General features: G+C 71.0%; 16 protein-coding genes and 1 riboswitch. Of the genes, 3 read left to right on the top strand and 13 right to left on the bottom strand.

The window, feature by feature from the left end; translation table 11 throughout:
• Window positions 1-98 precede the first annotated feature (98 nt).
• A complete protein-coding gene (locus ABH940_RS29835; protein WP_370071771.1) occupies window positions 99-1598 on the bottom strand; it encodes a glutamate--cysteine ligase in 1500 nt (499 codons plus the stop codon).
• Between the two features lie 400 nt (window positions 1599-1998).
• Between ABH940_RS29835 and ABH940_RS29830 the strand changes: the two genes are divergently transcribed.
• Both ABH940_RS29830 and ABH940_RS29825 read left to right on the top strand, forming a co-directional pair.
• Window positions 1999-2628, top strand: a complete 630-nt coding sequence (locus ABH940_RS29830; protein WP_370106681.1) for a hypothetical protein — start codon at window positions 1999-2001, stop codon at window positions 2626-2628.
• Between the two features lie 270 nt (window positions 2629-2898).
• Window positions 2899-3090, top strand: coding sequence for a DUF5999 family protein (locus tag ABH940_RS29825; RefSeq protein WP_370071769.1), 192 nt, complete (start codon window positions 2899-2901; stop codon window positions 3088-3090).
• A gap of 69 nt (window positions 3091-3159) precedes the next feature.
• Here the strand turns inward: ABH940_RS29825 and gcvP are convergent, their stop codons facing one another.
• On the bottom strand, window positions 3160-6045 hold the full coding sequence (gene gcvP, locus ABH940_RS29820) for an aminomethyl-transferring glycine dehydrogenase (RefSeq protein WP_370106680.1): 2886 nt from the start codon (window positions 6043-6045) through the stop codon (window positions 3160-3162).
• 197 nt (window positions 6046-6242) lie between these two features.
• A riboswitch (glycine riboswitch) is annotated at window positions 6243-6358 on the bottom strand.
• Between the two features lie 197 nt (window positions 6359-6555).
• Here gcvP and ABH940_RS29815 point away from each other — a divergent pair.
• Window positions 6556-7995 carry a PRC and DUF2382 domain-containing protein gene (locus tag ABH940_RS29815; RefSeq protein ID WP_370106679.1) on the top strand — a complete coding sequence of 480 codons (1440 nt, stop codon included), beginning with the start codon at window positions 6556-6558 and terminating at the stop codon, window positions 7993-7995.
• 84 nt (window positions 7996-8079) lie between these two features.
• Here ABH940_RS29815 and ABH940_RS29810 read toward each other — a convergent pair whose 3' ends face one another.
• The 11 genes from ABH940_RS29810 to ABH940_RS29760 all read right to left on the bottom strand — a co-directional run bounded on the left by ABH940_RS29810 (window position 8080) and on the right by ABH940_RS29760 (window position 19168).
• Window positions 8080-9555 (bottom strand): DNA polymerase IV, encoded by a 1476-nt coding sequence (locus ABH940_RS29810; RefSeq protein WP_370071766.1) that lies wholly within the window; start codon window positions 9553-9555, stop codon window positions 8080-8082.
• A 68-nt stretch (window positions 9556-9623) separates the two neighbouring features.
• Window positions 9624-10331 carry a vancomycin high temperature exclusion protein gene (locus ABH940_RS29805; RefSeq protein ID WP_370071765.1) on the bottom strand — a complete coding sequence of 236 codons (708 nt, stop codon included), beginning with the start codon at window positions 10329-10331 and terminating at the stop codon, window positions 9624-9626.
• 21 nt (window positions 10332-10352) lie between these two features.
• Window positions 10353-10997, bottom strand: coding sequence for a MerR family transcriptional regulator (locus ABH940_RS29800; protein ID WP_370071764.1), 645 nt, complete (start codon window positions 10995-10997; stop codon window positions 10353-10355).
• A 268-nt stretch (window positions 10998-11265) separates the two neighbouring features.
• Entirely contained in the window at window positions 11266-11742 is a 477-nt protein-coding gene (locus ABH940_RS29795; RefSeq protein WP_370071763.1) for a bifunctional nuclease family protein, read from the bottom strand.
• Window positions 11743-11838: 96 nt separating this feature from the next.
• Window positions 11839-12615 (bottom strand): MerR family transcriptional regulator, encoded by a 777-nt coding sequence (locus ABH940_RS29790; RefSeq protein WP_370071839.1) that lies wholly within the window; start codon window positions 12613-12615, stop codon window positions 11839-11841.
• A 121-nt stretch (window positions 12616-12736) separates the two neighbouring features.
• Window positions 12737-13264 (bottom strand): FHA domain-containing protein, encoded by a 528-nt coding sequence (locus tag ABH940_RS29785; protein ID WP_370071762.1) that lies wholly within the window; start codon window positions 13262-13264, stop codon window positions 12737-12739.
• A gap of 454 nt (window positions 13265-13718) precedes the next feature.
• Window positions 13719-14483, bottom strand: a complete 765-nt coding sequence (locus tag ABH940_RS29780) for a DUF881 domain-containing protein (RefSeq protein WP_370071761.1) — start codon at window positions 14481-14483, stop codon at window positions 13719-13721.
• Between the two features lie 173 nt (window positions 14484-14656).
• Window positions 14657-14989 (bottom strand): small basic family protein, encoded by a 333-nt coding sequence (locus ABH940_RS29775; RefSeq protein ID WP_370071760.1) that lies wholly within the window; start codon window positions 14987-14989, stop codon window positions 14657-14659.
• On the bottom strand, window positions 14986-15927 hold the full coding sequence (locus ABH940_RS29770; RefSeq protein ID WP_370071759.1) for a DUF881 domain-containing protein: 942 nt from the start codon (window positions 15925-15927) through the stop codon (window positions 14986-14988). The genes ABH940_RS29775 and ABH940_RS29770 overlap by 4 nt, the downstream gene beginning before the upstream one ends.
• 117 nt (window positions 15928-16044) lie before the next feature.
• Entirely contained in the window at window positions 16045-18543 is a 2499-nt protein-coding gene (locus ABH940_RS29765) for a sugar phosphate nucleotidyltransferase (RefSeq protein WP_370071758.1), read from the bottom strand.
• Between the two features lie 16 nt (window positions 18544-18559).
• Window positions 18560-19168: a CDP-alcohol phosphatidyltransferase family protein gene (locus tag ABH940_RS29760; protein WP_370071757.1), complete on the bottom strand. Its 609-nt coding sequence runs from the start codon at window positions 19166-19168 to the stop codon at window positions 18560-18562.
• Between the last annotated feature and the right edge of the window lie 250 nt (window positions 19169-19418).

Below are 19418 nucleotides of genomic sequence, written 5' to 3'. Positions count from 1 at the left end.
TTCCGGGCCTTCCGCACCGCAGGTTCGCACCGCCTTCCGCGCCACGGGTTCGCACTGCGGGTTCGCGCAGGTTCGCACCACGGGTTCGCACCGCGCCTTCAGCGCAGCGGCCAGGTGTGGACCGGCTCACCTCCCCGGGACAGCTCCATGTAGCGGCGGGTCATCGCCGCCAGCGCCGGTCCCCGCTCCAGCCCCTGGCGCTCGAGACCGTCGTGGAAGACCGAGCTCTGCCAGGCCGCGCCGTTGATCCCGGTGCGGCAGCGGCCCTCGATGATGCCGAGGTAGCGGTCGCGGTCCACCGGATCGACGCCCCAGGCGTCCAGGCCCTTGGCGGCCAGCGGCAGCAGTTCGCTGCGCACCAGCTCCCTGGCGGGCGTCCGGACGAGCCCGCCGCCGCGTCGGCCGCCGCGCGGCCACCACAGCTCCGCGTCGATGCCAAGGCGGGCGCCGGTATGGAAGTTCTCCGTCGCGAGCTCGAACGGGAGCCGTTGCCAGACGGGTCGCGACTGGTCGGCGAGCGCCCGGACCAGGCCGTAGTAGAACGCGGCATTGGCCAGGGTGTCGACGACGGTCGGCCCGGCGGGCAGGGCCCGGTTCTCGACCCGCAGGTGCGGCACACCGTCGGCGACGTCGTACACGGGACGGTTCCACCGGTAGACGGTGCCGTTGTGCAACCTCAGTTCGCGCAGGCGGGGGATGCCGCCCGAGGCGAGGGTCTTCAGAGGTTCCTCCTCGTCGCAGATCGGCAGCAGCGACGGGAAGTAGCGCAGGTTCTCCTCGAACAGGTCGACCACCGAGTCGATCCAGCGCTCGCCGAACCAGGTGATCGGCCGGACGCCCTGCGACTTCAGTTCCGCCGGACGGGTGTCGCACGCTTGCTCGAACAAAATCGGCCGCGTCTCCCGCCACAGCTCCCTGCCGAACAGGAACGGCGCGTTCGCCCCCATCGCCAGCTGTGCGCCGGTGATCGCCTGGGCGGCGTTCCACACCCCCGCGAAGCGGCGCGGTGTCACCTGCAGATGCAGCTGCATCGAGGTGGCGGCGGCCTCGGCGACAATGGAGACCGCGTCGACCCGCAGCCGCTCCACACCCTGGATGTCCAGCGTGATGTCCTCGCCGCGAGCTGCGAGGATGCGGTCGTTGAGCAGCCGGAAGCGGTCGCCCGCGGAGATGTTGTCGAGCACGGCGTGGTCGGTGGTCAACGTCGGCAGGATGCCCACGGTGACGATCCGGGCCCCCTCCCGGGCCGCACGCCGGTCGGCGTAGGCGAGGCCGACGACCAGTTCCTCCCGCAGTTCCTCGAGGACCCGGCCACCCAGGCGGTGCGGGGCGCTGTTGAGTTCGATGTTGAACTGCCCCAGCTCGGTCTGGAAGTCCCCGCTGGCGATCGACTCCAGCACCGACTCGTTCCGCATGGTCGGCAGGCCGTCCTCGTCCGCCAGGTTGATCTCGATCTCCAGGCCCATCATGGCCCGTGGTCTGTCGAAGCGGTCCTCCTCCAGCAGCAGTCGAAGCGCGTCGACGCACTGGCGCAGCTTCCGACGGTAGAGTTGACGGTCCGCCAGATCTGCGTTACTGGCGGCCACCTTCTCCCCCATGGGCGCCATCCCTCCCTCGGTCGGGCGTAGAGGGAGCATGCCCCGAAGGGGTGATCGACTACCCGACAGAACGCGCGAAAACGGCATGTGCCAATACGGTGCCCGGCACACGGTGTGCCCGATTTCTCCCTTGCGGCCCTGCACGGACAGTAGTAGAAGAGTCACGCCGTGCATCCGTTCGTATAGACTCGCGAGAACAGGTACGCACCGTCCGACGCCGCCGGAGTGCCCCGGCCCCCTCGGACGTGCCCTGCCCCGCGCTCTGAGCCAGCCCTGCACCGCGCAGCCGTCGACGCCTGCGCGGTCGCTCGTCCCCCGCACAGCCGCGCAGCACCGCAACGCCCGGCAACGCCGTAACTCCCGCCCCGCCTGTCTCTGCTGCCACGAGAGGCGAACCGACATGACCCTGCAGCTGCCCCAGCCCCCCGCCGCCGCCCTGCGCGCCGTTCTCCGCGCGCTGGACGACCGCGACGTCCCCGCCGACGTCGGCCCCGTCCGGACCTCGGCCATGCGACGGTGCACCGGGCCGCTCACCCCCGCGCATCCGCTTCCCGTGCACCTGCTGGACCCGGCGGTCACCGGCGCGGGCGCGACGCCGCTCGCCGCCGCGCTGCGAACCGGCTGGCGCTTCCTGATCAAGGAGGGCGAGACCGTCGTCGGCGCCGCCGACACCCTGGAGGTGGCGCCGGACGAGACGGGCTCGAGCCCGGGCGAGACCATGGAGGTGCACGCCTTCGCCCACTTCGCCGAGGGCCCGTATCCGGCGTCCACGCTGCGCGCGCTGCAGCAGGCACGGCTGCACGCGGCCGGCACCCCGACCACCTACCTGCCGCGGCTGCTCTCGGTGCCCGGCCACTACATGACGGCCCTCTGGCTGCACCCCGTGCTCTCCGCCGCCCCGTCGCCGGACCTGCTGATCCCGCTCGTCCCGGCGCCGCTCGGCGTCACCGCCCACGTCCCGCACCACGCGGAGGAACTGCTCGCCCTGCTCGCGCTCGCCAACGGCGCGCTGCTCACCAGCCCCGCCTGACCCGCGCGCCGAAGCGCACTCCCCCTGAAGAACCACCCGTACCACCCGTTGTGACCATGGCGCGCCTGGTCACAACGGGTGGTTTCTGCTGGTCGGACAGGTTTCGGCGTGACGCATGTCACCAAATGGCTGCGGGCGGGTCGCGATACGCGGACACTGTGAACCAGTGCGAGAAGCCCAACGTCTTACCCGGCGAAAAGGCACTTCACACACGCGCCGCAGACCGGCTTTGGAATATTCTCGAAGCACGCCGAAACGAGGGTACGAGCTATGTGCCAGCACCGTCCTGAGTGTCCGTCCGCCGACTCGCCGGACCGCGAGGCCGCAGCCGTCGTCGCGAGCCACCCGGAACAGGGGTGGAGCCTGCTGTGCAACGGTGTCCTGATCTTCGAGGACACCGGCGAGATCCTCCCGGACGGCCGCGCGGTCGCCCCGAGGCGCGTGCTGGCAGGCGCTGCGTAGCAACACGCACGAAGGGGCGCGGGGACTGCGTGAGCAGTTCCCGCGCCCCTTTTCAGCGCTCGCGGCCGATCAGTCCTCGTACTCGTCCAGCGGCGGGCAGGAGCAGACCAGGTTGCGGTCGCCGAAGGCGCCGTCGATGCGGCGGACCGGCGGCCAGTACTTCTCGGTGGGGTTCACACCGGCCGGGAACACGGCCTCGGCCCGGGTGTAGGCGTGCTCCCACTCGCCCGCCAGCGCGGCCGCGGTGTGCGGGGCGTTGTGCAGCGGGTTGTCCTCCGCCGGCCATTCACCGGAACCGACCTTGTCAATCTCCGAACGGATCGCGATCATCGCCGCGCAGAAGCGATCGATTTCGGTCAAGTCCTCGCTCTCGGTCGGCTCGATCATCAGCGTGCCGGCCACCGGGAACGACATGGTCGGGGCGTGGAAGCCGTAGTCGATCAGGCGCTTGGCCACGTCGTCCACGGAGACGCCCGCCGACTTGGCCAGCGGCCGCAGGTCGATGATGCACTCGTGCGCGACCAGGCCGCCGGGGCCGGTGAACAGGACCGGGTAGTACGGCGCCAGGCGCTTGGCGATGTAGTTGGCGTTCAGCACCGCGACCTGGGTGGCGCGCTTGAGGCCCTCGCCGCCCATCAGCCGGACGTACGACCAGGAGATCGGCAGGATCGCCGCCGAGCCCCACGGCGCGGCCGAGATCGGACCCACACCGGTGGCCGGACCGGCCGTCGGCTGCAGCGGGTGGTTCGGCAGGTACGGCGCCAGGTGCGCGCGGACGCCGACCGGGCCGACGCCCGGGCCACCGCCGCCGTGCGGGATGCAGAAGGTCTTGTGCAGGTTCAGGTGCGAGACGTCCGCGCCGAACTTGCCCGGCTTGGCCAGACCGACCAGCGCGTTGAGGTTGGCGCCGTCGACGTAGACCTGGCCGCCCGCCTCGTGCACGGCGGCGCAGATGTCGCCGATGTTCTCCTCGTACACGCCGTGCGTGGACGGGTAGGTGACCATCAGCACCGCCAGCTGGTCGCGGTGCTGTTCGATCTTGGCGCGCAGGTCGTCGACGTCCACGTCACCGTCCGGCAGCGTCTTGACGACCACGACCCGCATGCCCGCCATGACGGCGGAGGCGGCGTTGGTGCCGTGCGCGGAGGAGGGGATCAGGCAGACGTCGCGCTGGGTGTCGCCATTGGCGTGGTGGTAGGCACGCACCGCCAGCAGACCGGCCAGCTCGCCCTGGGAACCGGCGTTGGGCTGGATGGAGACCTTGTCGTATCCGGTGACCTCGGCCAGGCGCGCCTCCAGCTCGCCGATCAGCTGCAGGTAGCCGTCGGCCTGCTCGACCGGGGCGAACGGGTGCACGTCGGCGAACTCCGGCCAGGTGATCGCCTCCATCTCGGCGGTGGCGTTCAGCTTCATGGTGCAGGAGCCGAGCGGGATCATGCCGCGGTCCAGCGCGTAGTCCTTGTCGGCCAGCGAGCGCAGGTAGCGCAGCATGGCCGTCTCGGAGCGGTGCGCGTGGAAGGTCGGGTGGGTCAGGTACTCGTCGGTGCGCAGCAGGCCCTCGGGCAGCGCGGAGCCGGCGGCGGCGTCGAGCGCGTCCACGTCCGGACCCGCGGCGTCCACGCCGAAGGCGCCCCAGACGGCGGCCAGGTCGGCGCGGGTGGTGGTCTCGTCGCAGGCGATGCCGACCAGGTCGGCGCCGTCCTGGCGCAGGTTGACCCCGGCGGCGGCAGCGGTCGCGACGACCTCGGCGGCATGGCCGGGGACGCGGGCGGTGACGGTGTCGAAGAACGCGTCGCTCGCGACCTCGACGCCGCCCCGACGCAGGCCCTCGGCCAGCACGGAGGCGTAGCGGTGGGTGCGCGAGGCGATCTTCGCCAGGCCGTCCGGGCCGTGGTAGACCGCGTACATCGAGGCCATCACAGCCAGCAGCACCTGCGCGGTGCAGATGTTGGAGGTGGCCTTCTCGCGGCGGATGTGCTGCTCGCGGGTCTGCAGCGCCAGGCGGTAGGCGCGGTTGCCGTCGGCGTCGACGGAGACGCCGACCAGGCGGCCCGGCAGGCTGCGGGCGTAGTCGGCACGGACGGACATGTACCCGGCGTGCGGGCCGCCGAAGCCCATCGGGACGCCGAAGCGCTGGGTGGTGCCGACCGCGATGTCCGCGCCGAGCTCACCCGGGGACTTCAGCAGCGTCAGCGCCAGCAGGTCGGCGGCGACCGCGACGACCGCGCCGAGCTCCTTGGCCTGCGCGATGACCGGGGCCAGGTCGCGCACCGCGCCGGAGGCGCCCGGGTACTGCAGCAGCACGCCGAAGACGCCGCGCTCGGCGATCTCGGCCGGGATGCCCTGGCTGAGGTCGGCCACGACGGTCTCGACGCCGGTCGGGACGGTACGGGTCTCGATGACGGCGACGGTCTGCGGCATGGTGTCGGCGTCGATGACGAAGACGCCGCCCTTGACCTTGCCCATCCGGCGGGCCAGCGCGACGGCCTCGGCGGCGGCGGTGCCCTCGTCGAGCAGCGAGGCGCCGGCGGTGGGCAGACCGGTCAGCTCGGTGACCACGGTCTGGAAGTTGAGCAGCGCCTCCAGGCGCCCCTGCGAGATCTCCGGCTGGTAGGGCGTGTAGGCCGTATACCAGGACGGGTTCTCCAGCACGTTGCGGAGGATCACCGGCGGGGTGAAGGTGCCGTAGTACCCGAGGCCGATCATCGAGCGCAGCACCTGGTTGCGGCCGGCCAGCTCGCGCAGCTCGGCGAGGACCTCGGCCTCGGAGCGGGCGGCCGGGAGGTCCAGCGCGGTCAGGCTGCGGATCGCGGCGGGGACGGCGGCGGCGGTGAGCTCGTCCAGGGAGCCGTAGCCCACCTGCGCCAGCATCTTGGCCTGCGCCCCGGCGTCCGGGCCGATGTGGCGGTTCTCGAACGGGCTGGACTGCTCCAGCTCGGAAAGCGACGACGTCATGGGGAGACTGGCCTCCTGGTCGGACCGGGTGGACGCGGTGGGGCGCCCGGACGACCTCCCCCTCTGTCATGGAACCTGAGAGCTTCACCGGCCCTGTTGCCGCTGCTGTAACGCTGCGGCCGGACCGGCTTTCACCGTCGGTGAGGACCGTCCCGCAGCCATGAGGCTCGGGCGCGGCCCTGCTTTCCAGAGTCGACCTCGCCAGCGCGGTACTTCGGCCTGAGAGATTCCGGGGAGGAGTTGCTCCTTCGGCGCCGGGTCGCCCCGATCAGGTTGCCCAGATCAGGCGCTCGGACTCTCCCGCACGTGCTCGACGGTCAACCCCGAGGGTACCAGCGCGGATCGGCCGCCGGACGGGGCCCGAGCACCGTTCTCGTCCACCGGACGGAGCAGCGACACACCCGGCGGAGCTGCGTGCGTTCGACAAAGCGATCATTGTGCCTTTTCGTATGAGTTGAGCACGTTCGTCAGCTGAACAGACCGGCGCGGGCCGATGGAGGAGTGAGAAGCGTGCAGACCGAGATCGACCCGAGGGATCTGATCGGCCACAAGGCCGTGGACAAGAACGGCGAGAAGATCGGCACCGTGGACGAGGTCTACCTCGACGATGCGACCGGTGAACCCGAGTGGGCCGCGGTTCGCACCGGACTGTTCGGCCGCGACGCCTTCGTGCCGCTGACGACGAGCGAGTTCGTCTCCGAGGAACTGCGGGTCCCCTATGAGAAGTCGCAGGTGAAGGACTCGCCCGACTTCGGCGTCGGCCAGCACCTCTCCCCCGCCCAGGAGTTGCAGCTCTACCGCTACTACGGCCTGGAGGTCCCGACCGGCACCGGCCAGCATGCGGCCGACTCGGGCGCCAAGGCGGCGGAGGGCAACGGCCACGGACCCACCTCCGCGCCGAAGGCCGGGGAGGCGGCGGCTGCGGCCGGTGCCGCAGGCGTTGCGGCGGGTGCCGCAACGCGCGGGGAGCGGAAAGAGAACCTGACCAAGGAGGAGCAGCCCGTGGAGAAGACGGTGGCGACGCCCGTCGTGGAGTCCCAGTCGAACGGCGGGCGCACCTCGGCGTTCATGACGGGCGGCACGACGGCTGGCGCGCAGGCCGGACAGACGGCGCAGACCGCGCAAATGCCACGGGTCGGCCAGGACGCGGCGCAGGACTCGACGATGCAGCAACCGACCGTCCAGACGCCGCCCGCTGCACCCTTCCCCAGCAGCGGCATGGCAGGAGCGGGCGCAGGTGCGGGCGCGATGGGCGGGACGGCGACCGAACCGCAGCGTCGTCCGGACCCGCTGACCGACCCGCTGCCCGGTTTCGGCGCTCCGGCCACCAGTGGCACCGCGACAGCGGGCACGGCGACCCCCGGCACGACGGGCGCCGCGACCGGCACCGTCGCCAAGGAGCCGGTCCCCGAGCCGGTCGAGTTCGTCTGCCGCGAGGAGCGCCTGGACATCTCGACCGAGTGGCACGTCCTCGGCCGGGCCCGGCTGCGCAAGTACGTGACGGCGGAGCAGGTCGAGCGACGGGTGCCGGTGGTCCGCGAGCGCATCCGCGTCGAGCGGGTCCCGGTCAGCGCGGAGGAGCGCGAGCAGCTGACCGAGGCCGAGATCGCGGAGAGCGTCGAGGAGGTGACCCTCCATGAGGAGCGCCTCGTCGTCAAGAAGACCGTCGTCCCGGTGGAGCGGATCCGCCTGGTGACCGAGCGGATCACCGAGGAGGAGGTGGTACGCGAGCAGCTCCACCGCGAGCACATCCAGGTCCAGGACGGCAGCCGCCCCCAGGGCACGCCGGTCGCCCCAGCCACCACTCCCCCGGCGGCCGGTGCACCGATCGGAGGCGCGCCGATCGCGGGCACCCCGGCCGCGACCCCGCTCCGTCCGAACGGCCCGACCAGCCCGAACGGTCCGATGGGCCAGAACCCGGACCTGCCGGGCCACGCGATGGGCGCCTGACCCACCGTCACCCCCGCTCATCCGCGCTCACTCCCGCTCGTCCCCGCTGACCACGGGCCGCCCGGCACCCCGCTGGGCGGCCCGTCAGCGTATGGGCACAAGCGGGAGCGCCGGGGCCGGGGCGAGGGCCGGATCGTCGACCAGGAAGGTGCGGACCCGGCCGACGCCCGAACCGGGCGTCTCGAAGCGCACCGTCACCCGCCCGACGCCGCTGCCCTGGACCCAGCCGTGGCCGAGCTCCGCATGCTCCACGTCCTGCCCCGGCACCCAGCGACGTCCGCGCGGCGCCGCGCCGGGGTGGAACGCACGCGGCGCGTCCGGCCCGCCGTAGGCGGAGTCGTCCGCAGACCCGCCCGCTGTGGACCCGCCTGCCGCGGACCCGGCCTCCGCGTCCTCGGCCCCCGCCGCGCCTGAGTCTTCCTCCGCCTCCTCGGCCAAGGCCTCCAGCACCTCGTACTCCTCGAAGGCCTCGCGCTGGGCCTGGGCGAAGAGGTCCTCCTGGGTCCAGTCGGCCAGGCCGCTGACGCCGACGCCCAGCAGCCGGATACCGCCGAGCAGTCCGACGGATTCGGCCAACCGCCGCGCCATCTGGGCGATGACCAGCGGGTCGTCGGTGGGCGAGGGCAGCGTCTCGGAGCGGGTGAGCGTGGTGAAGTCGAAGCGGCGGATCTTGACCACCACCGTCCGCCCCGACCGCCCTGCGGCGCGCAGCCTGCGGACGCAGCGGTCGGCGAGGCGGTCGAGCTCCTGCATGATGCTGTCGCGGTCGCCGAGGTCGACCTCGAAGGTGTCCTCCACCGAGACCGACTTGGCGTCCCGGTCGGGCACCACCGGCCGCTCGTCCTGCCCGCGGGCCAGCGCGTGCACGCCCGCGCCGTGCGCCCGGCCCAGCAGGTGGATCAGCTCCTCCTGCGGCAACGCCGCCAGCTCCGCGACCCGGGTCAGCCCCGCCCGACGCAGCGTCTCGGCCGTGGCGGGCCCGACTCCCGGCAGCGCCCGCACCGGCAGCGGTTCGAGCACCTCGCGCTCGCGGCCCGCTTCGATCAGCACCAGGCCGTCGGGCTTGGCCTCCTCCGAGGCGATCTTGGCCAGGAACTTGGTCGTCGACAGCCCGACGGAGGCGGTGAGCCCGACCTTGTCCCGGATGTCGGCCCGCAGGTCCTCCCCCAGCGCGCGGGCCAGCTCCGCGCCCTCCGCCTCCAGCAGCTCGCCGTAGGGGCCGGCGGCGAGGTCGACGAAGGCCTCGTCCAGGCTGAGCGGCTCGACCAGCGGCGAGAGCTTGCGCAGCAGCGCCATCACCTCCTCGCTGATCTGCCGGTACAGCTCGAACCGTGGGATCAGGAACGCGGCGTTCGGCGCGAGGCGGCGCGCGTGCGCCATCGCCATGGCGGAGTGCACGCCGAACGTGCGCGCCTCGTACGAAGCGGTCGCGACCACACCCCGCCCGCCCAGCCCGCCGACGATCACCGGCTTTCCGCGCAGGCTCGGCTTGGACGCCTGCTCCACCGACGCGAAGAAGGCGTCCATGTCGAGATGCAGGATCGACGGCACGGACCGCATGAACCGATCATCGCGCACGGGTATGACAACGGCTGGTACACCACCACGGGCGCAACTGGGGCCAGGCCCTAACCGAACGCGGCCGGCGTGGTGACCTTGGGCCCGAGCAGATGCGGGTCCGGATCGAAGAGCTCGTCGAGGAAGACCGCCTTGTCCGCCGAGGCGATCTCCCGCACCGCGCCGTAGTCCCAGGTCCGATCGTGCGGCTCGGGAACCCCGATCCCGTACGCGTCGATCCCCGCGGTCTCGCAGAGGGACACCGACCGGCGGATCGCGTACTCGGTGTTGACCAGGACGGCCCGGGTGACGCCGAAGATCCGGTGGGCGCGGGCGCAGGAGTCCCAGGTGTCGAACCCCGCGTAGTCGGCCGCGATCCGGGCCGTCGGGACGCCGTGCTGGACCAGGTAGGTGCGCATCGCGTCCGGCTCGTCGTAGTCGGGGCGGCTGTTGTCGCCGGTGACCAGGACAGCGCGGACCCGACCGGCCCGGTAGAGCGCGAGCGCGGCGTCGAGCCGGTGCGCGAGGTAGGGCGAGGGCCTGCCGCCGTCCAGGCCCGCGCCGAAGACCACCACCACGGGCTCGGCGGGCACGTCGGCGACGGTCCGCACCCGCGGGTCGCTCTGCAGCCTGATCACCGCCACCGGTGCGAGCACCAGCACCGTCAGCGCGCAGAGCGCCTGGAAGCCCCACCTCTGAACCCGCCGCTGTCGGCCGAGCCGGACCAGCACGCGAAGCCCGCGCAACACCCGCACCGCACTCTCCTCCCCCAGGGTCATCCTGAGGAGCGGACGCGCGGATCAGACCGCGCGGTTGCGGCGGCGGGCCAGTTCGTCGGACGGGTCGAAGCCGGGCAGGTTCTCGCCGGTGTCGGTGCGCTCGCCGTGGAGGCGGGTGAGCGTCGCCTCGACCTCACGCCAGACCGCGCCGACGGCGATGCCGAAGATGCCCTGACCGCCCTGCAGCAGCTCGACCACCTGGTGCCCGGAGACGCACTCGTAGACCGTCGCCCCGTCGCTCATCAGCGTGATGTCGGGCAGTGCCTCCTGCGGCCGCTGGCTCAGGTGGTCGACGGCGGTGCGGATGCTCTGGAGCGAAACGCCCGCGTCGAGCAGGCGCTTGACCACCTTGAGCACCAGGATGTCGCGGAACGCGTAGAGGCGCTGCGTGCCGGACCCCTGGGCCGCGCGGACACTCGGCTCGACCAGGCCCGTGCGGGCCCAGTAGTCGAGCTGGCGGTAGGTGATCCCGGCCGCGGCGCAGGCCGTGGGCCCGCGGTAGCCGATCAACTCCGAGCTGGGCAGCACGTCGTCCTGCGGGCCAGCCGGGAGCGGCACCATCGGCATCCCCTCCCAACCGGAGCGCGCCGACCGCGGCAGCGTCCGGACCTGGGAGTGGACGGGGCAGGAGCCGCCCGTGGCTGTTCTGTCACCCGTGCTGCTCAACACGACCCTCCATCCGCTCGACTCGGGAACCGCCTCAGCGGGGGTGCGGGGAGGCACACCCGGGGACGTTCACAGTCGAAGGTAGGCAGTAGCCAGGAGCGCGTCAACGATCGCCACGCTCGGCATGGCGGGTGACGTCAGCCTCACGAGTGGTTTTGCGTGTCCCGAGCGGGGGTATTTCCGCGCGAATGTGGTTCGGCAAACCCGTCAGTACACCGGTCGGACAACCGGTCGTATGCACGCGCACGGCCACTGCTCCTGCCGACCGCTACTGCTGACCGCTGCTGCCGAAGTCCTCGGGTGAGATCTGGTCCAGGAACTCCCGGAACCGCTCGACCTCGTCCTCCTGCTCGTCGGGGATCGCGATGCCTGCCTCGTCCAGCACACCATCGGCGCCGTAGATCGGCGTGCCGGTGCGCAGTGCCAGGGCTATGGCGTCGGACGGGCGGGCGCTCACCTCGACGCCGCTGGCGAAGACCAGCTCGGCGTAGAAGACGCCCTCACGCAGGTCGGTGATCCGCACCGCGGTGAGCTGCTGGCCGACGGCCTCCAGCACGTTGCGGAAGAGGTCGTGCGTCAGCGGACGCACCGGCGTCATGCCCTGCTGCGCGAACGCGATGGCGGTGGCCTCACCGGGGCCGATCCAGATCGGGAGATAGCGGTCCCCACCGACCTCGCGCAGCAGCACGATCGGCTGGTTCGACGGCATCTCCACCCGGACACCCACGACATCTAGCTCGTTCACACCTGCAACCCTAGGGCGCGCGGGGCGGATACTCCAGTCGTCCTGATCACGTCCACCGGCCACCACCTGCCCAACACCTGCCCCGCGCCCGCTTGCTCAGGTGCCCGGCCGGGCCCGCAGGCCCGCCTGGACCAGTGAGGCGTGCAGCCGCACCGAAAGGGTTGCCAGCTCATGGGCCAGGGCGGCGGCGTGGGCACGGGTCTGCGGATTGCGGTGACGGCGCAGCGGGGCGACGATCTGCTCCACCAGACCGACCTCGCGGTCGGCGGCGGCCTTGACCGCTCGCAGATGCCTGGGCTCCAGCCCGAAGCGGCCCAACTCAGCGACCAGACGCGCCACTTGGAGCATCTCGCCGTCGAAGCCGCCGTCCCGGTCGGCGGCCACCAGGCCGTAGGACTCCCACTCGGACAGCTGCTGCTCGGTGATGCCCGCGGCGGCCAGCAGTTCGGCCCGGCCGAGCCGGGTTCCGCCCGCGACCGGACCGGGGGCGATCGCGCCGTCACGGACAGGGTCGAAGGCCTCTTCCGCGCCGGCCCCACCCGCGGAGTCCGCCTGGCCGGCCGACCCGCCCGAGCCGTTGCCGGGCAGCGCGGGCGGGTTCTCGCCCCGGTCCAGGGCGGCCAGGTGCTCGCGGATCACCCGCAGCGGGAGGTAGTGGTCGCGCTGCATCCGCAGCACGTAGGCGAGCCGCTCCACGTCGACCGCGCTGAACTTGCGGTAGCCCGAGGGCGTGCGCTGCGGCTCGACCAGGCGTTCCGCCTCCAGGAAGCGGATCTTGGAGATGGTGACTTCGGGGAACTCGGCCTGAAGCTCGGTCAGCACCGCGCCGATGCTGAGGAGTTGCTGCCGTCCCGAGACGATGCTGTGGGCCAGGTCGCGCCCGCCTCCGGGCGAGGGTCGACCGGAGGGAACGAAGGGCGCCACCGCCCCCGGGGTACCGCTGTCAGCTTGCACGACGGTTGACTCACTCCTCCCAGGGGCGGGGCACCGCGTCTCAGTACCCCGGGCGGGCGGCGAAGAAGACCAGCCGGTACTTCCCGATCTGCACCTCGTCACCGCTGTTCAGCGGCACCTCGTCGATCCGCTCGCGGTTGACGTAGGTGCCGTTCAGGCTGCCGACGTCGGCGACCGTGAAGCCGCCCTGCCGCCGCCGGAACTCCACGTGCCGCCGCGAGACGGTGACGTCGTCCAGGAAGATGTCGCTCTGCGCGTCGCGACCGGCCGTGGTGAGGTCGGTGTCCAGCAGGAACCGGCTGCCCGAGTTGGGGCCGCGGCGCACCACCAGAAGCGCCGAGCCCGGCGGAAGCGCGTCGACCGCGGCCTGGGCCTCCTGGGAGAGCCCGGGGCTCATCGCGGCCGGGGCGTCCGGCTCGTACGCCTCCAGTCCCGAGATCGAGATCGTGGACGTCGTCTCACTGGGACGCTCGCCACCACCGACGCGGGCCCGCAGCGGGGCACCGCAGTTCGAGCAGAAGCGGGCGGAGTCCGGGTTGTTGAATCCGCATCGGGTGCACACCGTCACGCCTGCGGCCTCCTGTCGCGGATCGCCTGACTGGTCTTGGGCAAACGGATCGGCCGCAAACCCTCCACCTGAACTTGAAGGTACCGGCTGCGGGGCTATACGCCCCCCACCCTGCGCACCCGCGTGTCGGCCGGCGGCCTCGTCACGGAAGAGCGGCCGATCGGCGGCGGCGTAGCTGTCGGACTCCGGAGCCCCCCGCATACCGGGGACGCCCTGGCCGAACTCCTCGTCACCACGGCGGTGCCGGGCGGTGGGCGCCTCGACCGCTCCCTTTTGGGACTTACGGCCGAACAGCTTCGAGAACAGACTCACGGGCGATTCCCCTTGCAAGAAACGGACCCGCCCGTGGGGCGAGGTGGAGCCATCGTGGACAGAACAGTGGTCGGGACAGGTGTCGGAACGGCAGTCGGATCAGCGTGCGGAGCGGCGGAACGAAGGAGGAGATGTGGATACATCATGGGTGCGTCGTGTGAGCGTAGTCAGGAGTACTCAAAGGGATCAAGGCGGTAACGACCAACGACTGTCGCTTGACCACCGTCGCCGTGCCCTGGTCGCGGTCGACCGACTGCACGACGCCGCCCGGAATGTTGAGCGCGGTGTCCAGGTCCTGCGGGTTGCCGACGGCTGTGAACACGTACGGCTGGGACACCGTGGTTCCACTGATGCTCACCGAACCCCTGGCCACGTCGTTGAACCAGGTGCCCGCGACGACACGGACGTTGTTGATCTGTACCGCCTCCGCCCCTGCTGCGCGCAGCTCCTCCAAGGTGTTGAGCAGCATAGCCGCCTGGACGTTCCCGCCCGGGTCCTTGACGGTCAGCGTCACGCCCGGGCCGGTCGCGGCGACCGTGCCGGAGAGCACGCCGAGTTGCTGCTGCTTCTGCTGGGTCTGCGCCTGCGCCGCCTTCGCCTGGTTGGAACTGGTCTGCAGCTCGCTCAACGTCGACTGCAGCTGCTGGTGTTCCTGGTCCAGGCGCTGCTGTCGCGCGTCGACCTCGTCCAGAATGCGCACCAGATCGTCCTGGCGCGCCCCGCGCAGCTGGTTGGCGGGAGTGTTGGTGCGGACCTGGAAGGCCACGCCCAGGCCGAGGGCGAAGAGGAGCACCGCGACGATCAGCTGGGCGCGGTTGACCCGCGGCGGCCAGAGCGCGGCGGCGAGCCGCTGCCGGCCCGTGCGCTCGGGCTCCCGGGACTGCTCCCCGGGTTGCTGCTCGGTCAATGCTCCGCTCCCTGCCTGCTCACTGCGTGCTCAATCTGCCCGCGCCGTTCATCCTGCCATCCGTCCTACCCCTGGCGGAGCCGTCCGCACCGGTTCACGCCCTTCGCACGGGCCGGTCACGTCATCTGTCCATGCCGTTCGGTCACGCACGGAACACCTCACCAGCGGACACCTCACGCGCGGAACAGGTGACGGCGGATCGCAGCGGTGTTGGAGAAGATGCGGATCCCGAGGACGACCACCACGCCGGTGGAGAGCTGCGAACCGACGCCCAACTGGTCGCCCAGGAAGACGATGAGGCCCGCGACCACCACGTTGGACAAGAAGGAGACCACGAACACCTTGTCGTCGAAGATGCCGTCCAGCATGGCGCGGATCCCGCCGAACACGGCGTCGAGCGCGGCGACGATGGCGATCGGCAGGTACGGCACCAGCCACGTCGGGACGTCCGGCTGCACGAACAGCCCGACCACGACTCCGAGGGCCAGGCCCAGCACGGCGATCATGGGTGCGTCGTTCCTTCCGAAGGGTGCGAGGTCGGTGCGGCCGTGGAGGCCGGGGCCGGTCGGGCGTCGAGCAGCCGGACCGGTGGCGCGGCCGGGAGTTGGAGTGCGCCTGCCGACGTGATGCTGTAGCGGATCTGGTACCCCTGGTTGAGCGACGCAAGGTAGAGACCGCCGTCGGCGTTGTTGCGGAAGGCCTGTTGCAGGCCTGGTCCGCCGACCGCCTGGATCGTGTACGGCAGGGTCAACGGACTGTTGTTGACCAGTATCGCGTCGCCCGCGGCCCGGATCGAGGTGAGGTTCCCCAGCCGCTGGTCGTTGATCGCGACGGCCTCCGCCCCCGACTGCCACAGCGCGTTGACCACCAGCTGCAGGTCGCTGTCGCGCACCCGGCCGGTGTTGCCGAAACCCGCGTTGGTCCGCGGACTGGCGTTGTTGAGGTCGGTCCCGGCGGACGCGGCGTCGTCGACCGTGACCTGGAGCCCGGGGCCGGTGACGGGCGTCTGCCCGGTGACCAGCTGCTGCTCCGCCAGCAGTGCGCTCCCGCCCTTTCCGGCGAGCGCGGCGGCCTGCGCCTGGGAGAGCTGCGTCTGCAGCTGCCCGATCTGCTGCTGCGTGGCGTCCGCCGCCGAGGTCGCGGTGTTGATCCGGTCGATCAGCGCCTGCCGCTCCTGGGCCGCGACCGGCGCGTTGGCCTGAACCTGGCTGACGCCCATCGCCAGCAGGGCGGCCACCAGGGCCAGCCCGACCCCGAACACCAACCGTCCGCGCGTGGTCGTCGGCAGCCTGCTGCTGCCCACCGCACCGCGCCGGGCCGCCGCCTCGGCATAGCCCTCGTCCAGACTGTGCTCGGCCACGTTGAGCAGCAGCGACATCGACGCGTCGGGCCGTGCGAAGCGCGGGTCGCTGCGCTTGGCGGCACGGGGATCGGTCGTCGACATGGGGGACATCGTCCCACGTCGCGCCGGACGGCCCGCACGGGCACCGGCGTGGCGGGTCCGACTGTGCGGGGTGCGGGCCGCAGAACAACGCCGCCCGCACCCCGCCGGTGCCTTGTCTCAGTCGCGTCCGGCGGACTCCACGACCGCGCCCCACTCGTCGAGCAGGGCCTGCGTCGAGGTGTCGTCCGGGCCCTCGGCCCAGAGGTGGGTGACCGCCTCGGCCGGGTCAGGCAGCACCATGGTCCAGCGGCCGTCGGGCTCGACCACCCGCACGCCGTCGGTGGTGTCGACCTGGCGGTCGCCCGCCGCCTCCACGACCTTGCGCATCACCATGCCCTTGGCCGCCCACGGTGTGGGCAGATCACGCCGGTGGACATGGGCGCGCGGGATCCGCGAATCGATCTGACTCAGCGTCAACTGCGTACGCGCGACCAGCCCGAGGAGCCGGACGAAGGCAGCCGTACCGTCGAAGACGCCGCTGAAGTCCGGCACCACGAAGCCGCCGATGCCGTCGCCCGCAAAGATCGTGCCCTCCGCCGAGGCGGCGCGGGTCAGGTCGTCCGGCGAGGTCGTCGTCCACAGCACCTGGGTGCCGTGGTAGGCCGCCACCTGCTCGGCGATCCGCGTCGTGGTGACCGGCAGGGCCACCTTCCCGCTGCGGCCCTCCGCTGCGACCAGGTCGAGCATGACCAGCAACGACCGGTCGTCCTCGATGATCCGCCCGCGCTCGTCGACGAAGGAGACCCGCTCCCCCACCGGGTCGAACCGCACCCCGAACGCGGCCCGCGACGACGCGACCAGCTCACCGAGCCGCACCAGGCCGGCCCGGCGCTCCTCTATCGTCTCGGTCGGATGCGACTCGTCCATACCGGGGTTGACCGTCAGCGCCTCGATGCCGAGCCGCCCGATGATGCTGGGCAGCAACAGCGACGCACTGCCGTGCGCGACGTCCACGACCACCTTGAGCCGTGCCTCCGAGACGCCACGGGTGTCGATCGCCCGCAGCAGGCTGCCCGCGTAGGAGTCGAAGACCGTAGCCGGGAAGGTCAGGTCACCGATCTCGCCGGGGAACGCACGCCGGTACTCCTGGCGGGCGTAGACGCGGTCCAGTTTGCGCTGGCCCGCCTGGGAGAGGTCCGCGCCGCGCTCGTCGAAGAAGAGGATGTCGAGCGAGTCCGGCACCCCCGGCGTCGTCCGCAGCATGATCCCGCCCGCGCTGCCGCGCGCGGTCTGCTGCCGGGCCACCGGCATCGGCACGTTCTCCAGGTCGCGCACCTCGATCGCGCTGGCCTGCAACGCCGAGATCATCGCGCGCTTGAGAGCACGCGCACCACGCGAGTGGTCACGCGCGATGGTGACCGTGGCGCCCTTCTTCAACGTCGTGGCGTACGCGCCCGCCAGGCGGACGGCCAGCTCCGGCGTGATCTCCACGTTGATGATCCCGGAGACGCCGCGCGCACCGAAGAGGTGCTCCTGGCTGCGCGACTCCCAGATCACCGAGGTGTTGACGAAGGCGCCGGCCTCGATGGTCTTGAAGGGGTAGACGCGGACGTTGCCCGCGATGATCGACTCCTCCTCGACCAGGCACTCGTCTCCGATGACCGCGCCGTCCTCGATCCGCGCGGCTCGCATCACGTCGGTGTTCTTGCCGATGACGCAACCGCGCAGGTTGGACTGCGGCCCGATGTAGACGTTGTCGTGGATGACCGCCTTGTGCAGGAACGCGCCGCGCTTCACGACCACGTTGCTGCCGAGCACCGTGTGCTCACGGATCTCCACGCCACCCTCGACCTTGGCGTAGTCGCCGATGTAGAGGGGACCGCGCAGCACCGCCTCCCGGTCGACCTCCGCGCCCTCGGCGACCCAGACGCCGGGCGACAGCTCGAAGCCGTCGATCTCGACGTCGACCTTGCCCTCCAGCACGTCGGCCTGGGCCTTGACGTAGCTCTCGTGCGTACCGACGTCCTCCCAGTAGCCCTCGGCGACATAGCCGTAGATCGGCTTGCCCTCCTTGAGCAACTGCGGGAAGACGTCACCCGACCAGTCGACCGACGTGTCCGCGGCGACGTAGTCGAAGATCTCGGGCTCCATCACGTAGATACCCGTGTTCACGGTGTCGGAGAAGACCTGACCCCAGGTCGGCTTCTCCAGGAACCGCTCCACCTTTCCCTCGTCGTCGAGGATGGTGATCCCGAATTCCAACGGATTCGGCACCCGGGTCAGACAGACAGTGACCATCGCGCCCTTGGACCGGTGGAATGCCATCAGGTCGGTCAGGTCGAAGTCGGTCAGGGCGTCACCCGAGATCACCAGGAAGGAATCGTCCTTGAGTGCGTCCTCTGCATTCTTGACGGAACCGGCTGTTCCTAGCGGAGTCTCCTCGTTCGCATAGGTGAGCTTCATTCCGAGCTCTTCGCCGTCACCGAAGTAATTGCGCACCAGGGAGGCGAGGAACTGGACCGTGACGACGGTGTCGGTCAGACCGTGTCTCTTGAGGAGCCGAAGCACGTGCTCCATGATCGGCCGGTTCACCACCGGCAACAGGGGCTTCGGCATGCTCGCAGTCATCGGACGAAGGCGGGTACCTTCGCCGCCGGCCATCACAACGGCCTTCATGTCGGCTGGTTCCTCCTTAATCGGCCACGGTGCTCGCCTTCACGAGACGGCGAGTCTGCACCGCGTACAGGATCCCTGCCCACCAATAGAGCGTCGTACCCCACCAGACGAACGCCCAACCGATGATGCTCGCCACAGTCCCCAGCCAGTTGTCATAGGTGGTGAGGAGAAGCAAAGGGAACGCATACATCAGATTGAACGTAGCCGCCTTCCCGACGAAGTTCACCTCGGGAGGGCCATATCCGTGACGCCTGAGAACAGGGAGAAGAGAGGCGATGAAGAGCTCACGCGCCAGCAGGGTCGCGGTGAGCCACCACGGCATGATCTCGCGCCACGTGAGGCCGACGATCGTGGACAGGACGAACAGACGATCCGCAAGCGGATCAAGCAGCTGTCCGAGTCGGCTGACCTGGCCCCACCGACGCGCCAACTTGCCGTCGAGGTAGTCGCTGATCCCGCTGAGTCCGAGGATCGCGATCGCCCAGCCGTCGTTCTTGGGCCCACCGAAGGCAGGCCAGAGGACCAACCAGAGGAACAACGGCACGCCGACCAGGCGGGCCATGCTCAGCAGATTGGGGATGGTGAGCACGCGGTCGGTCTGGACGCGCGTGTCCTGAACCTCCACCCGGGGCCTCCTGTAGAACACTTCGAACGCTGCAGCCCCCGACTTTACCTGCCGCCAGGCCGCCTTCCGGGTGGGGCTCGTGCGACGCGGGTACGAGCTCTGTGCGGGTGACGTGCAGGTGAGCGATCCACCGCAGGTCAGAGCGTGCGTGCGGACAACGCAGTGAAGCCCCCTGACACATGGTCAGGGGGCTTCACTGGAAAGATTGTTCGGCGGCGTCCTACTCTCCCACAGGGTCCCCCCTGCAGTA

This window comes from Streptacidiphilus sp. BW17, assembly GCF_041262485.1.
GTDB lineage: Bacteria > Actinomycetota > Actinomycetes > Streptomycetales > Streptomycetaceae > Streptacidiphilus.
This window is presented reverse-complemented; position numbering and strand designations above follow the sequence as displayed.